Below are 14,786 nucleotides of genomic sequence, written 5' to 3'. Positions count from 1 at the left end.
ATAACGGTTGTCAAACAAGTATTTGCAGAACGCGTCGTTTACTGCAACCATTGGGAATTCGAGCTTGCCTTCCTTCTCCATCGCCTTGAGACGCAGAATGCCTGTTGTTGTCTCTTCCGCACCGCCGCGAACCTGTGCACGAAGATCTGGACGCTCGGAGTGAAGAATGGAGATCAAGTCTCCGCCATCATCGATAATCAGATCCGGCTTTGTCTCAAGCGTACGAATCAACAGATTCTTGTACTCTTCCGGCTCAGGATTATACTTTGCAAATACCGTTATTCCATCTTCAACAAGTGCCGCACACACATCATCTTGCGTAGAAAGCGGATTGCTTCCCGTTATCGTCACTTCTGCTCCGCCAGCTTGAACCACCTTGGCCAAATAGGCTGTCTTTGCTTCAAGATGAAGGGAAATCGCCACTTTCAAACCTGCAAAAGGCTTTTCTTGTTCAAACTGCTCGCGAATGCTGTTCAAAACAGGCATATGGGCCTTTACCCAATCAATTTTCAAATGACCTTCCGGTGCAAGAGCAATGTCTTGAATGATACTGTCCTGCAACGACTTTGTAGATGGTGACATACGGTTTCCCTCCGATTTGGCATCATTTATTTACAGCTGACATTCCTATTGTATTACAGCGAGACTAAACGATGTTCTCCATTCCATACGACAGGCGCTTCCATCATTGGCTTAAACCATTGCTGACCATACCGACAGGCGTACTGAATCGGATTCAGCACCCGCTCCTGTGGTCTTTCATGCGGCCAAATAGAAACTTTCAAGCGTTCCCAATGACGAAGACCGGTCTCATGCTGCTTGGATAAAGCATCCTTTGCTCGATGGTGCAAAAATTCAATCTGCTCTAGCACTTTGGCATGATTCGTATCCCCAAGCTTGCCAAGGGAAGGCAGTGCCCCCGTCAGAACGGAAAGCAGCTCGCGGTATTCAGCATCCACACGGTCATAGAGCGTCTTAAAGCGTTCGTCCAGGTGAATATGATCCTGCGAAGCAAGCCAAGCTTCACGCTTCTCATCATAACAGAAGCAGATATCCTCTGCTGTCACCTCATATTTCGTCAGCAGCTTCTGCAGCGTACCTTCCACGCAAGTAAAGCTCATGCGCGGCCACAGAATCGGCATTCTCATATCCATTGCACGGAATGATTCCTTCGTCTGAGCCCAGTATGCAATTTCTCCAGTTCCAAGCACGGTGGCAAGCACAGGGAATAAATATTCCTGCATCAATGGACGAGTAAGCACATTGTTGCTGAAGCGTTCCGGATGCTGCTTAAGTTCTAGACGCAGTTCATCCGTTGTAAAGTTAACCTGCTCTTCACGGTCGGAATAGTTGACTCCGTTCCACAGCAGCAGCAAACGCTCGCCTTCATGGATATAAAAGAGATTCGCGCTGTCTGGGTGGTGGATGGCCTGAAGCTCGTACCCCGCCTCTTGAATCACGGCTTCACTCTTCTCAACGGCTGATTTGAGCTTTTCTTGCTTGCAAATCAGTGCATCGAACATCGATTGCTCAATTCTGCGAAGGGAAGGATCGGCGGAATCCAGCAGCACCAGCCCGTATTCACCGAACAATTCGCCAATCATTCTGGCGCATTGCTCCGTTAGGCTATCACTTTTACTTACGATATGTCGAAGCGACTCCATCATCTGAGGCTTGAACTCCGTGTCCGGCAGGATTTGCTCAACCTCTTGCAGCGCCTCCTCCCAAGTCTCGTCCGTAAGCTTCAAATAGCTTACCGGTGTACGGCCTTCTGGCTGTTGGGACAAACGGATGCGCTTCACTGACGGCTCTTGCGTCAGCAAATAAGTATGGTTCACTTCATCGTAGTCGTGATCCTCACCCGCAATCCAAAACACAGGAATAACCGGACGGCCTAAAGAAGCCTCCGCCTCCTGCGCCATGCGAATGATGGAAATGGCCTTATAAATCATCAGAAGCGGACCCATAAAGATTCCGCCCTGCTGTCCCCCTACTACTACGAGCGCCTTAGGGTCTTTCAGGCGTTCTAAGGAAGCAAATACACGCTCATGCGGATTTACTTTGCTTTGATATTCCTTTAAGACTTGAACCAATTGATCACGCTCGGCGCGAATCGGAGTGGACTGATCCAGCCATTCCACCCTTTTATTCCAATCGTTCTCAGGATGAAATTCATACATCGTATGTATAACACCATGATTCTGTTCTATGTAATGTCTAGACAGTGCATTCTGCACTGGAATCGGCATCGTCTGTATACTCATCTGTAAGCCGCCTCCCTCTCTAGTGTCGATTGTACACAATCCACGCATCTTTCGTCAAAGAAGGAAATAGGAGCTATACGACGATTTTGTTATGCTTTATAGCTTATAAAAATACAGGATGATTCCTATTAAGATTAATAAAAGATACATTGCGGAAAGAATAAGAAAAGATACTCGCCATATGGCTCGCAGCAGTTTAGGGACATCAACCTGAGCATGCTTTCGATGCATGGTTCCGCCAAGCAGCCCGGCTGTAATTAGATACAACAGCAATAGAAGATATATGCCCATACCCGTGTTGAAAATAACATTGAATAGCCCTGCAACTGAAGCCACTAGAAAGAGAGTGGTGATATCGATCGATAGCTTCATTCTCCTCTTCTTCTCTTTGATCCAATAAGAAGACAAGATCCACACGATAATAAAAGGGAAAAAAGGAAGGGCCGTAAACAAAAGCATGGAATCATAAATCCAGCTCAACATGGGTCATATCCACCCCTTTCTCTAATGATTATCAATACCAGCCTTACCTCCTTATGGCTACATCGATTTAGCAGCTGTCATCACAAGGCTTGTATGAGTTGATAGAGCATACGCTGCAGAGGCACCTGTATCCCGTGACGATCTGCCATTTGAAGAATCGCTCCTGTAATCGCTTCGATCTCAGTAGGACGATGAGCCAGCACATCAGCGAGCATAGAGGACGTATTGTCGGCCGTGTTCTGACATACGTTCAACATATATGCCCAATCCTCTTCGGTTAAGTGAATCCCTTCACGCGAATAGACATCTCTAATCTCCTCGAAGATTGTTCGCATAAGTTCAACACGCTGCTCCTTCTTAAGAAGCTGACCATTCGGAAGGCGCAGAAGAGCAGTAAGAGGATTAATTACGGCATTAACAAGTAATTTGCGGGTGATCATTTCATGAATATGCTTCGACAAAAAGGTTGGAAATCCTGCATCATTTAACTGTTTATCCAATTTTACGAGCTGATTTCTTCTCTTTGGATCAACAGCCTCCCGTTCTTCCAAATAAGTGGTGCCAGAGCCTGTATGCTTCACCTCGTGACCCGATAGCCGCTTTGCAGCCTCCGTCGTCACCGCACGGAACAAGGCGTCTTGTGGAAGCACTTCAGTAAGCTTCTCGATATGCCCAACGCCATTTTGATAGCAGACCATAATTCCATCTTCTGATAACGGCAGTTTACTTAGCGACCCCAACAGCTCATGATTGATATGCGTCTGTTTGACGACAAGCAGGGCACATGTCACTTCAGCTTTTTGTTCGCGAAGCAGCTCACCTGCTTGATCTAGGGGATAGGCCTCTATCTGTTCAAGGTGTATGGCATGCTGATTCAAGTCTCGTACTACCAGTCCTTCTTTTGAGAGAGCTCTCGCCTGCTCATGTGTCCGTGTCCACACTCGTACAGCTGCCCCCGACTGTCTAAGGGCAGCGGCAAGCAGCAGCCCGATTGAGCCTCCTCCAATGATATCTATCGTCATGATGATATTCATCTTCCTTTCCTTCTATAGCCAACTTCGTTCCAATATCCCAACAGCCCCATTTTAACATACAAAAAGCGTCTTACTGGAAGTAAACTTCCGTAACACGCTTCGTAAATGGCTAAGCTATTCAATTCGTTCCAAATTGCCGTTCGCATCCATGCGGAATCGGGTCTTCGATTCTTCTTCCTCTTCATTGAGTACAGCTAGTCTTCTAGCCCGATCCATAATTTGAATAAGGGTCTTGTAGTCATCGTTGACCGTGCGATAATCCGACTGCACTTCTGAAACCTGGCGGGACAAGTAATCATTTTCCTGACGCAATCTTTGTACAGCCTCGTCTTTCTCATGCAGTTCCTTTTCTAATAGCTTCACTTGGCGAGAAAGGTCCTGATATGTTGTTTTCCATTGTCTCAAGAAGCGAATGACCATATCCATAGATAAGGAATCATCTGTAATTTCAGCATTCAATTGGATCTCTTCTGGCTCCACTAACGCTACTGAGGCAACCTGTGCACCGACCTGCTGCTTTTTCAAATAACTCCGTTTCTGACGCTGAGCCTTCGCTAACTGAATCGCAGCCTCATATTTTTTGCGTACACAGCTGTTCCAACGGAATCCACATGCAGCGGAAGTACGTCCTATCCTTTCTCCAACCTCTTCAAAGGCTGCTAATTGAGTACTTCCCTCACGAATATGCCGAAGCGTTACTTCGGCCAACATTAAATCATCATCGGCTGTCCAAGCGTCTTGTCTAATCGCTGTCATGCCATAACCTCCTAACAACATCCATCTTTATCCACTTCGGTTAATACACCGTTTATTCATCTCTATGCCCATGGTAGAGTTCATAGAATCTATCGATACTAAAATGTATATCCATTTTCCCTATGAAACATACACATTGTGCTTTATCCCATCCACAAGCGAGTCCAATTCATTAAAATATTATCAATTCTTTGCAGTTGGCAGTTTACACCAATTGCTTATCCAGCTATAATGTCAATGAGCAAATATTGTCAATAGTGATGAGATGACCGGTCTTTGAGAGAGGGGGATGAATTGTGGCACGAATGTTTCGGGTACTCGGATTCTGGACATTAGTTATCGGTCTAATGGCATTTGCCGGAGATATGATCGAGATGGCATTGCTGTTCTTCTTGCAAACAGCAGTCTTTGTGCTGTTAGGCTATTTGAAGCTGAGCGAGCGCACTTACATACTTTCCTTCTGGGCTTACATGATCATATGCTTCACTGGATTCTCGTATTGGAGTGTATTCAAAATGGGCATGCCATTCTAAGAATGGTAGGCTTGGAAGCCATGCTTCACCTTCAGCCGGAGATTATTCTCCGGCTGTTTTTCTTTTCATCGCATCATCTCCCTTGGAAAGATGAAGCACGTGGAATCTTTCACTCATTCCATCCGATAGGAGCAGCTGACGAATCGCACGATTCTGCCTTGCCTCTTTCGAGAACGGATCCAGGCTTTGATGCGAGCACAATTCATCAAGGATTCCCTCATCCAGCAAAAATTGCTGCTGCGTGCGCAATGGATGAACAATAGCGCCTCTACCCTTCGCTGCTCTTGCCATCACATCGAAGTCAACATGTGCCGTAATGTCCTGTTCCCCAGGCAGCACGAGCGGATTGTCATTCACCTGATGCCGATGATAGCATAGGAGAGTCCCCTCCATTCGATGCTCCGCCGTCAGTTCAGTGGTCCCATCGCCATAGTCAAGGAACAAGAGTTCCGCAGCATGCAGCTGATCTAGCACCTGCTGAAGCCATCTGGCGGCATATATGCCTGCTTCATAGATTTGTCCTTCATGAAGGTTAATCTGATGATCGCAGATCCACCGTTTCACTTCGTCTGTCGGCTCCATCCAGAACCACTCTAGTTCATTTGTAGCAGCATTCATTTCTACATAGGCTTGCTCAATATGCTCTCCATGGCAGCGAACCCGTTCTACAGGGAAAGCATCCAATAGCTCATTTGCGATTAAAAAGATCGGAGCATCTTGAGCCTTTTGCTCCCACTCCTCTTGATCCCACCACTGCATGGTTAATGAGATTTCTCCCCCTTGCAATGAGGACAAAACGCGCCTGCTCTCTTCTCGATGATAGCTGCTTTGCTCGATAAGCACATATTCTTTTGGAAGCCTTCCTGCCTTGTGAAGAGCACGAATGCATTGATAGGCGAGCCTCCCCGTGCCAGAGCCCCATTCGACAATACGCACCTCTTCGTTATTCCATCCTCGCTCCTTGCAGCAGCGAAGAAAAAAGCGGCTAATCATCCTGGCCATCGCGTCTCCAATAAAAACGCTTGTGTAAAAGTCTCCTTCTCGCCCTACTTTCAGCTGCTTTTTCATGTAGTAGCCATCCTCTGCGTCATATAAGCACCTTGACATATAGTGTGAAAAGGGAATACGATTATCGGGAAATTGTGACAATTCCTGCTTCATCCGTTTGTACAAAGTAGAGGGCTGGATGGGTCTCACCCTTTCATTCATTTTTGACAGTAGGTCATGTAAATCACATCACATACATACGATGAAATTGTAGAGGAACGTTATGTCACCGACTTGATAATAGTATATGGAGGTCCTTCATGCGATATGGCAAAAGAGTTGCGGGATTCAACTTTCGCATCTGCGCCTTCCTGTTATGGTTAGCGTTAATTCCCTACGCTGCGCATGCAGAACCTGTCCCTTCCATCCCATGGGAGGAAGCCGAAACGTCTGATGAGCTGCAGCATTTCTTGCAGCAAAGCCTGTCCATACAAGAGCTGGATGAAGAGATTGAACGTATTGCGCTTCGAGAGAATGAAGCCATTACTACTCGCTCTAATCTCGAACATGATCTGCAAAAAGAAGAACAAAAGCTGTCGGACAAGCAACATGATGCCGGACGGGTATTGCGTGCCTATTATATGGGAGAGAGGGATATGCTGCTTGATGCAGCTTTATCCGCTGATCGACTTCAAGATATATTCGCCCTTTTGGATTATTATCAGTTTCTAGTAGAGACCGATCAGGAGATATTGACTGCCTATAAGAGCAACGTACAGCGCATTGATCAATTGCGACGAGAGCAGGCAGCGCTCGCAAGAGAACTTACACAGGTTCGCCTTGATCTAGAAGCGCAGCGCGAGCGCATGCTTCAAATGAAGCAAAGCCTGGATCAGGATGTCGCGAACAGCAGCGATCCAGAAGCGATGCAGAAGCTGATTCAGGAGTTTACAAAATACTGGCAAAGCGTCGGTTTGTTTGAAGTCAAGCATTACTTCCAGGCCATTGCCCAAGCGATGCAGAAGCTGCCGGACTTTGTGAAGGAGAACGGCAACTTAAAATCGAACGGCCTTGAATACACGCTCTCCATCAAAGATGAAGAATTGAATCAATTTTTAAGAGAGCAAGATGAAATGTTTGATCAGTTCCAATTCGTATTCAAGGATGGTACGATCGCTGCCGTAGGCGAACGTGAAGGATTGCGCGTGTATGTGGATGGCACATATACGATAGAAAATGAACCGGAGCATGCGATTCGATTCCACGTGGAACGGCTGCAATTCAACGGTTTAGAGCTGTCAGAGTCCACTCGTAAGGAGCTCGAGAAACAATTCGACTTGAATTTCTATCCGCAGCAGCTTGTCTCGTTTATTGTCGCCAAAGAAGTCAAGCTAGAGCAGCATCAATTAACGGTAAAGCTTGCCGTTAAGCTAAAATAATGAGGATATCACGCACTTATCACTCTATTTATTCGTAAGCTTTGCATATCGCAATGTCGATATACAAAGCAATAGACCCATCTATACAGCGAAAGAGCCCGCTCCTATACTTGAGGAGATACGGGCTCTTTCTCTTTTTCCTGTTCTTTATCATGCTCTGAGGGCTGCATGAGCCATAGTTCATCCCACTGCTTCAACAGTGATTCAGTGGTGATACCACTCTGAAGCCAGCGACCAAGCTGTTTGCCGAATTGGAGCAGCTGTTCTGTTCTCAACCGCAAAGCAAGCATTTCATCGTTGCGATTCAGAAAGACTTCCGACAGGTATCGACGCTGAATCGTCCCCTGCAGTTCGAGAACTCTTCCATCTGCTGGCAGCAAAGAAACCATCTCCCACATTTCTTGAAGCTGCTCATGCTCGGTCATGAAGCTGATCCACGTCTTCGCTTCCTCTTCAAGCGCAGAATCAGCGGAAATAACATAACTGCTGCCTCTTGCGAACGTACCATAGGGATACTTTACCTCTCGCTGTTCTTCATAGGAGAAGGGTTCCTTCATGCCTTGCATCGCTTCTGAATACGGAACCATAGCGAACATGGCCTTTCCCTGTTCTAAAGCATCCCATACATGCTGCCACTGCACATCCTGCATCGAATGAAAAGCGCTATCATATTCTTCGACCTGAACGAATGCCTCCAACCATTGATAGGGACTGTTCTCATTCCCCGCATCACTTTCCTTCTCCTGTGAAGGAGAGGACAAGCTGCTGCCTGCTGTCGATGTTATGGTCCGACTCGAATTCGTCACGACAGGTGGTCGCCATGAGGATAGATCAGGCTCGCCTAGACGTTCTCCAGGCAGGTTTGGCTGTATGAAGCCGATCCGCCACATAAAAGAGAGAAGAGCTGCGGGATCCTCCTCCTGCCAGGAAAATAAGAACTCTGGCTGCTGTGTCGACGCCGTTTGACTTTCCGTTTGCCCTCCAGCTGCTTCCTCAAGCGAATGAGCCGTAAACCATGTGGTCATCAAATTCATCCATTCTGTATTTGTAGCTGGCGGAGCGTCATTGTGAGTAAATGAGCTTAACGTCTTCTTGTTCCATACAAGAACATAAGGATCCACATACGCGGGAACTCCCCATGTCAACCCATTCCAACGCACATCCTCTTTCATCCAGAACGGGACGGTTTCTAAGTTATTAATGGCAGACTCATATGGAAGAAGCCAGCCCTTTTGAGCAAGCCTCTGCACAGATTCGCTATGTACAAGCAGCACATCAGGAGGTTGTCCCAAGCGGAACTGGTCCTCTACCGTCAATCTGCCATTTGCTTCCTCATGATTGATAAGCTCTACTTGAATGCCGTAGCGTTCCTTAAAGGTCTCATTGAGCTTCTGCAAGCTTAGGAAGGAAAGTCTTGGCATCGACACTTCTACCCGTAGCACCCGCTTCTCGGTATCCAAATCAAGGCGGCTCCCGCCAACATTTTGCATTTCTTTTGGATCACGGGGATTATTCAACTTAACAAACTTATTATTCAATTGTGAGAAGAGCAGCACTGAGACGAATACCATCATAACCGCGACCATCAATTTCTTCGTGCTGGGCATGTGATACTCCCTTCCAACCGTGTAATGGAAAAGTGGGTACGACTTAAATCACACCATACGCATAAACCGGGCTGTCTTTTCATTTCACTATTTTAACACTAAAGATATAGCCCTGTCTGTTACATTTCCATTACCTAGATAGTATCCCTCAGCGTGACGCCTCTCTTGAAATCACCTTATTAGGCCTGCTTATGAAAAACACTTTCACATAAGAGGCATTCCTTTCTATTGCCCTAGTGAACATCAATTGATTGCTTCATGAAAAGCCAATCCTCCTTCCAGGCAACAAAAAAAACGCCTTGCAGCGTTTTTTTGTGAGCATCTATTGCTGTGTCATACGACTATTTTTTATCTTCGCAATATACCAATAGGACATTCCGACAAATAGGATCCCTCCTACCATGTTCCCTAAAGACACCGGAATCAAGTTTGCAGCAAGTCCTGCCCATGATACAGTGTCTGGATGAGGGACCAGAAGCGAAATGGAGAGAAGCGTCATATTGGCAACGCTATGCTCAAAGCCAGAGGTGATAAAAGCGAATAAGCACCAGAAGATCATAATCAGCTTCGCTGTTTCTTCCTTCAGCTTCACCGAGCACCATATCGCTAAACATACAAGGATATTACATAGAATCCCCCGCATGAACAGTTCCATAAATGGAGCGTTCATTTTCGCGCTTGCCACCGATTGAATGAATTCAGCAACACTGCCTGTTACAAGTCCTGTGAGGACAAAGATCAAGGCAACCAAGAATGAGCCAGCAAAATTTCCGACATAGCTGTATAGCCATATCTTGAGCGTGTCGAGCCACGTCGTCTTCTTCTCTAACGTACTAACTGTCATAATAAAATTGTTTCCCGTAAACAATTCCCCGCCAGCCATAATGACAAGACTCAAGGCGATTCCAAACGAAACACCCATAATAATCTTGGTGCTTGGAACTTGAGCAGGCGTCAGCAGTCCTCCTATCGTAAAGATAAGAATAATGCCAAGTCCTACGAATAACCCTGCAAGCATGGAAGAGACGACATATTTGCCCTTGCTCTGATTAAGCAAGTTTACTTTGCCAAGCCCCGATCGGTTGATTTGCTGAATGATCTCATTCATCTACCTGGCACCTCCGACATAGACATAGCCATCGATGATTTCTGTCTCGTAGGTTTGAATACACCCGTCATCTGGCTTCTGCACTTCACCTGTCACAAGCGATATCTTCCAGTCGTGAAGCGGACAGAACACGAACTCCCCAGATACAATCCCCTCAGCAAGAGGGCCGTTCTTATGAGGACAGCGATTGCTTACTGCACGAATATCTCCATTCGATAAACGAAAGATCGCGATCGACTGGCCATTTACCTGTACCTCCTTCCCAATCTGTACAGGCAGTTCATCCAGCTTCATTACTTTCACCTTATCTGTCGTCATGCTCATCGTGATCTCCTCCCTTATCGCTTCTCAACTGTATAGAGCTGCTTACGCTGCTTGTTCACTAACGCTTCGCCCCATGCCTCTTTATACGTGTCTCTTGCATGCTCGAATCTCGCAGCGAGTGAGGCTGCTTGCGCTTGATCAGCAAGCGTCGTCCGAACGGTGTCCACTCCGACACGCTCCACCCAAGGCGCGGTACGTTCCCCATAAATACCGGTCTCGCGATACATTTGCACATAGGCTTTCGCCATGAGGATGACTTCGTCCTCCGTTGTTACCGTCGTGAGGCTGTCGCATTCACGCACTTCCGTTCCGCCATTGCCTCCAACATAAAGCTGATAGCCATTCTCGACGCAGACAACGCCAAAGTCCTTTGTCAGCACCTCCGCACAGTTGCGTGGGCATCCCGATACCCCCATTTTCATTTTGTGCGGGGTATCTACCATTTCAATCTCTTTCTCCAAGCGAATGCCAAGACCAAGTGAATCCTGCGTGCCGAAGCGGCAGAACTGCGAGCCGACGCATGATTTCACATTGCGAAGCGATTTGGAGTAAGCATAGCCTGAGCGCATCTCGAGATCTGCCCATACTTTTGGCACATCTTCTTTCTTAACCCCGTAGAGCCCAACACGGGCAGCACCTGTAATTTTCACGAGTGGAACATTGTATTTCTTCGCGACTTCGCCTATTCGGATCAGATCCTCTGGTGTTGTCGTACCGCCATACATGCGAGGGATGACCGAGAAGGTGCCATCCTTTTGAATATTCCCTTCCATTCGTTCATTCACAAAGCGCGACGCTTTATCATCCTCATACTCGTCAGGATGGAGCATGCGCAAATAATAATTCAGTGCAGGCCGACACTTGGAGCAGCCCTCTTCATGCTTGAAGCCAAGCACGTTGCGTACCTCTCTAGGCGTATGCAGGCCTTTCTCTTTAATGGCAGCTACAACCTCATCCCTTGACAGCGATGTGCATCCACACATCCCGGTCGCTTCTGCAGATGCATCGAATTTATCGCCAAGGGTATGGGCAAGAATCGCTTCAACCATACCGCGGCATTTTCCGCAAGAACCGCCTGCCTTTGTGATTGTCTTCACTTCATTGAATGTCGTAAGTCCATGTTCAAGGATCGCGCCTACGATTGTTCCTTTGGTTACCCCATTACAGCCACACACCGTCTCATCAGCACTCATGGTGGCTACGTCAAGCCCGCTTTCCTCGCCAGCCTTATGAAGCACTGACGCGTTTGTAAATTCAGAGATGTCAGATTGCTTTTTCAGCATACTGAATAGCCGTGTACCCTCGGAAGCATCGCCGTACAGCACCACGCCAACAACCTTGTTGTCGCGCACCAGCACTTTTTTATACGTCCCTAAGCATTCGTCCTGCACAACGATTGCCTTCGTGTTCTCACAAGGATGAATCTCTCCTCCAGAAAATAGATCGCAGCCGGCAACCTTAAGCTGTGTCGACAAAATGCTTCCTTGATACCCTGTTGTCGGCTTGCCGGTTAAGTGATCGGCCAACACAGTGCCTTGCTCATAGAGGGGCGCGACCAGCCCATAAGCAATCCCACGGTGCTCCGCGCACTCGCCCACTGCATAGATAACAGGGTCTGACGTCTGCATCAGATCATTTACACGAATCGCACGGTTTACATCTAAGCCTGCTTCTCTTGCAATGGCAACATTCGGGCGTATCCCTACAGCCATCACGACTAGATCGCACTCGACACTCGTTCCATCCTCGAACCGAATCCCTTGCACACGACCCTCGCCATAGATTTCGGTTGTCTTTTTCTCCATGAGGAATTTCATGCCCTGCTTCTCCAGATCACGCTTTAACAGGGTCGCTGCCGCATGATCGAGCTGCATCTCCATCAAGTCACTCAGCAAATGGACAACATGAACATCCATCCCACGATCAAGCAAGCCGCGAGCAGCCTCTAATCCAAGCAGTCCTCCACCAATGACAACAGCCTTTTTGTACGTTTTCGCCGTCTCCATCATTGCCTCTGTATCCGCGATTGTACGGAAGCCTACTACACCTTCCAAGCCATGTCCTGGAACGGGAAGAATGAAGGCGCTTGATCCCGTTGCAATAATGAGTGTATCATACGACATAATGGTTCCTTTATCCGTCTCAACCTGCCGATCTTCACGGCAGATGCGTGTGACATGCTCATTCGAGATCAGGCGGATATGGTTTGCTTCGTACCAGTCCCAATCGTTAATGTTTATTTCATCAAAGGTCGTCTTGCCCTGCAGTACGTTTGAGAGCATAATTCGGTTGTAGTTTGGGTAAGGTTCATCCCCAATCATCGTGATGTCATACAAATCGGGATTTCTCTTTATAATCTCCTCGATACAACGCGCACCCGCCATGCCATTGCCGATCATCACCAAATGATTTTTCATCCCTACTCCTCCAATAATTTTGTGAATTAAATCACATATATTTAAAAAGTATATTACCTAATATTCGGATATTTTAGAGTGATTAGGATCACTTTTTATATGGACATTTTTCTAATTTTTTCATTCGATGAATCGAATGAAACTTGCTTTTATAACTCTCCTTTTAATTCCAAACATACAATTTGCCGATATAATTCGCCGATCATGGTATCCGGGATCAAGCAAAAGTCTTTTATACACAAAGACGCTTATCGCCCTCTATGAGCAATAAGCGTCTTGCAGCATTAATGATCGCACTGCCATTAATACTCGCTTGCCTAAAGTATGATTAATACCTCAATCACTCGTTCATTATCGTGCCGATGATCGCTAAACGATAATATAAATGATTCGTCTCTGTTTAACCTGCTTTTACGTTGAGAACCTTATAATAAATCCGCCGCCACTTGAGCCAATTTCGACCGTTCTCCACGTTCTAAGGTGACATGGCCGCTTATCGACTCCTGTTTGAAGCGCTCGATCAGATACGTTAAGCCATTGCTTGTGGAATCGAGGTATGGGTGATCGATCTGCGCAGGGTCCCCCATAAGCACAATTTTACTTCCCTCCCCAACCCTGGACACGATCGTCTTCACCTCATGCTTGGAAAGATTCTGTGCCTCATCGATAATGATAAATTGACCTGGAATTGATCTTCCTCGGATATAGGTTAACGCCTCCACTTGGATGCTGCCCATTCCAAGGAGAATCTTGTCGATATCCCCTGACTTCTTCGTATCAAACAAATATTCTAGATTATCATAGATCGGCTGCATCCACGGCCGGAGCTTTTCTTCTTTCTCCCCAGGCAAGTATCCAATATCCTTCCCCATCGGGACCACCGGCCTTGCAATAAGCAGCTTCTTATATTTTCGCTCGTCTTCCACCTTTAAAAGACCGGAAGCAAGCGCCAAGAGTGTCTTCCCTGTGCCCGCCTTCCCAGACAACGTGACAAGTGGGATATCATCATTAAGCAATAGTTCAAGCCCCATGCGCTGCTGCGCATTGCGGGCTGTAATTCCCCACACGGGATCATTGCTTAGGTATAACGGCTCAAGCTTCGTTCCATCAGCACTCACTTTAAGCAGCGCTGATTTGCTTGTGCCCATCTCATCCTTTAAGATGACAAACTCGTGAGGATAAAGCTTCATTTGGATCTGAAGATGTTTAATTTGCAAATACCGATAGGTGTAAAACTCATCGATAATTGCCGGGTGCACGAGAATCGTTTGGTGGCCGGAATAAAGCTCATCTCCAGACCGTACCGTGCGGTCGGATAAATAATCTTCGGTCATCAGGCCAAGTACATCTGCCTTTACCCGGACCAGCACATCCTTGCTCACCAGAACAATGGACTTGGCCATCCCTGCCTCTTGCTGCTCCATATTATAGTTAAGTGCAACCGCAAGTATGCGATTGTCATTGGACATCTCTCCGAACATTTCCTGCACCTTCAAAAAGCTGCGATGATTCAGCTCAACCTTTAACGTGCCTCCATTCGGCAGCGGTACCCCGCTATGCAAATGACCAAGCTCTCTTAATCCATCAAGAACACGCGAGACGGTTCTTGCATTGCGGCCAATCTCGTCCGCATTTCGCTTCTTCGAATCGATTTCTTCGAGAACAACAGCTGGGATAATGACTTCATTGTCTGCAAATGCGAAGAGCGCATTTGGGTCATGCAGGAGCACATTCGTATCCAATACAAAGATCTTATTCATGAATTCCCCTCCGCTTTTATGCGGCATCACACAAGCACAATCGTCTCGCGAACCATCTATTAGCGCGTACATAA

General features: G+C 46.9%; 13 protein-coding genes. 2 read left to right on the top strand and 11 right to left on the bottom strand.

What is annotated here, in order from left to right; all coding sequences use genetic code 11:
• The 5 genes from I2H74_RS24520 to I2H74_RS06975 all read right to left on the bottom strand — a co-directional run.
• Nucleotides 1-582, bottom strand: a 582-nt coding sequence (locus tag I2H74_RS24520) for an adenosylhomocysteinase (protein ID WP_229106436.1), incomplete at its 3' end; no start/stop codon positions are given.
• A gap of 53 nt (nt 583-635) precedes the next feature.
• The gene (gene bshC / locus I2H74_RS06990) at nt 636-2,264 is read right to left on the bottom strand and encodes a bacillithiol biosynthesis cysteine-adding enzyme BshC (protein WP_195572757.1); all 1,629 of its coding nucleotides are present in this window, start codon (nt 2,262-2,264) and stop codon (nt 636-638) included.
• 96 nt (nt 2,265-2,360) lie between these two features.
• On the bottom strand, nt 2,361-2,747 hold the full coding sequence (locus tag I2H74_RS06985; RefSeq protein WP_195572756.1) for a DUF3397 domain-containing protein: 387 nt from the start codon (nt 2,745-2,747) through the stop codon (nt 2,361-2,363).
• Nucleotides 2,748-2,827: 80 nt separating this feature from the next.
• Nucleotides 2,828-3,781, bottom strand: coding sequence for a ketopantoate reductase family protein (locus tag I2H74_RS06980; protein ID WP_195572755.1), 954 nt, complete (start codon nt 3,779-3,781; stop codon nt 2,828-2,830).
• Between the two features lie 114 nt (nt 3,782-3,895).
• Nucleotides 3,896-4,537 carry an RsfA family transcriptional regulator gene (locus I2H74_RS06975; RefSeq protein WP_195572754.1) on the bottom strand — a complete coding sequence of 214 codons (642 nt, stop codon included), beginning with the start codon at nt 4,535-4,537 and terminating at the stop codon, nt 3,896-3,898.
• Between the two features lie 296 nt (nt 4,538-4,833).
• Between I2H74_RS06975 and I2H74_RS06970 the strand changes: the two genes are divergently transcribed.
• Nucleotides 4,834-5,070 carry a DUF2626 domain-containing protein gene (locus I2H74_RS06970; protein ID WP_195572753.1) on the top strand — a complete coding sequence of 79 codons (237 nt, stop codon included), beginning with the start codon at nt 4,834-4,836 and terminating at the stop codon, nt 5,068-5,070.
• Nucleotides 5,071-5,112: 42 nt separating this feature from the next.
• On the opposite strand, the gene I2H74_RS06965 is transcribed toward I2H74_RS06970, so the two are convergent.
• Nucleotides 5,113-6,138 (bottom strand): SAM-dependent methyltransferase, encoded by a 1,026-nt coding sequence (locus tag I2H74_RS06965; RefSeq protein WP_195572752.1) that lies wholly within the window; start codon nt 6,136-6,138, stop codon nt 5,113-5,115.
• A gap of 239 nt (nt 6,139-6,377) precedes the next feature.
• On the opposite strand from I2H74_RS06965, the gene I2H74_RS06960 reads away from it, so the two are divergent.
• Complete coding sequence (locus tag I2H74_RS06960; protein ID WP_195572751.1) at nt 6,378-7,496, top strand: hypothetical protein; 1,119 nt, start codon at nt 6,378-6,380, stop codon at nt 7,494-7,496.
• Nucleotides 7,497-7,600: 104 nt separating this feature from the next.
• Here the strand turns inward: I2H74_RS06960 and I2H74_RS06955 are convergent, their stop codons facing one another.
• From I2H74_RS06955 to I2H74_RS06935, 5 genes are all read right to left on the bottom strand, one after another.
• On the bottom strand, nt 7,601-9,103 hold the full coding sequence (locus I2H74_RS06955) for an extracellular solute-binding protein (RefSeq protein WP_195572750.1): 1,503 nt from the start codon (nt 9,101-9,103) through the stop codon (nt 7,601-7,603).
• A 322-nt stretch (nt 9,104-9,425) separates the two neighbouring features.
• Complete coding sequence (locus tag I2H74_RS06950; RefSeq protein ID WP_195572746.1) at nt 9,426-10,211, bottom strand: formate/nitrite transporter family protein; 786 nt, start codon at nt 10,209-10,211, stop codon at nt 9,426-9,428.
• Nucleotides 10,212-10,535: a nitrite reductase small subunit NirD gene (gene nirD / locus I2H74_RS06945; protein WP_195572744.1), complete on the bottom strand. Its 324-nt coding sequence runs from the start codon at nt 10,533-10,535 to the stop codon at nt 10,212-10,214.
• Between the two features lie 14 nt (nt 10,536-10,549).
• A complete protein-coding gene (nirB, locus tag I2H74_RS06940; RefSeq protein ID WP_195572742.1) occupies nt 10,550-12,952 on the bottom strand; it encodes a nitrite reductase large subunit NirB in 2,403 nt (800 codons plus the stop codon).
• 425 nt (nt 12,953-13,377) lie between these two features.
• Nucleotides 13,378-14,712, bottom strand: coding sequence for a PhoH family protein (locus tag I2H74_RS06935; RefSeq protein ID WP_195572740.1), 1,335 nt, complete (start codon nt 14,710-14,712; stop codon nt 13,378-13,380).
• Nucleotides 14,713-14,786: the final 74 nt, after the last annotated feature.

The organism is Paenibacillus sp. 1001270B_150601_E10 (assembly GCF_015558675.1).
Taxonomy (GTDB): Bacteria; Bacillota; Bacilli; order Paenibacillales; family Paenibacillaceae; genus Paenibacillus_B.
This window is presented reverse-complemented; position numbering and strand designations above follow the sequence as displayed.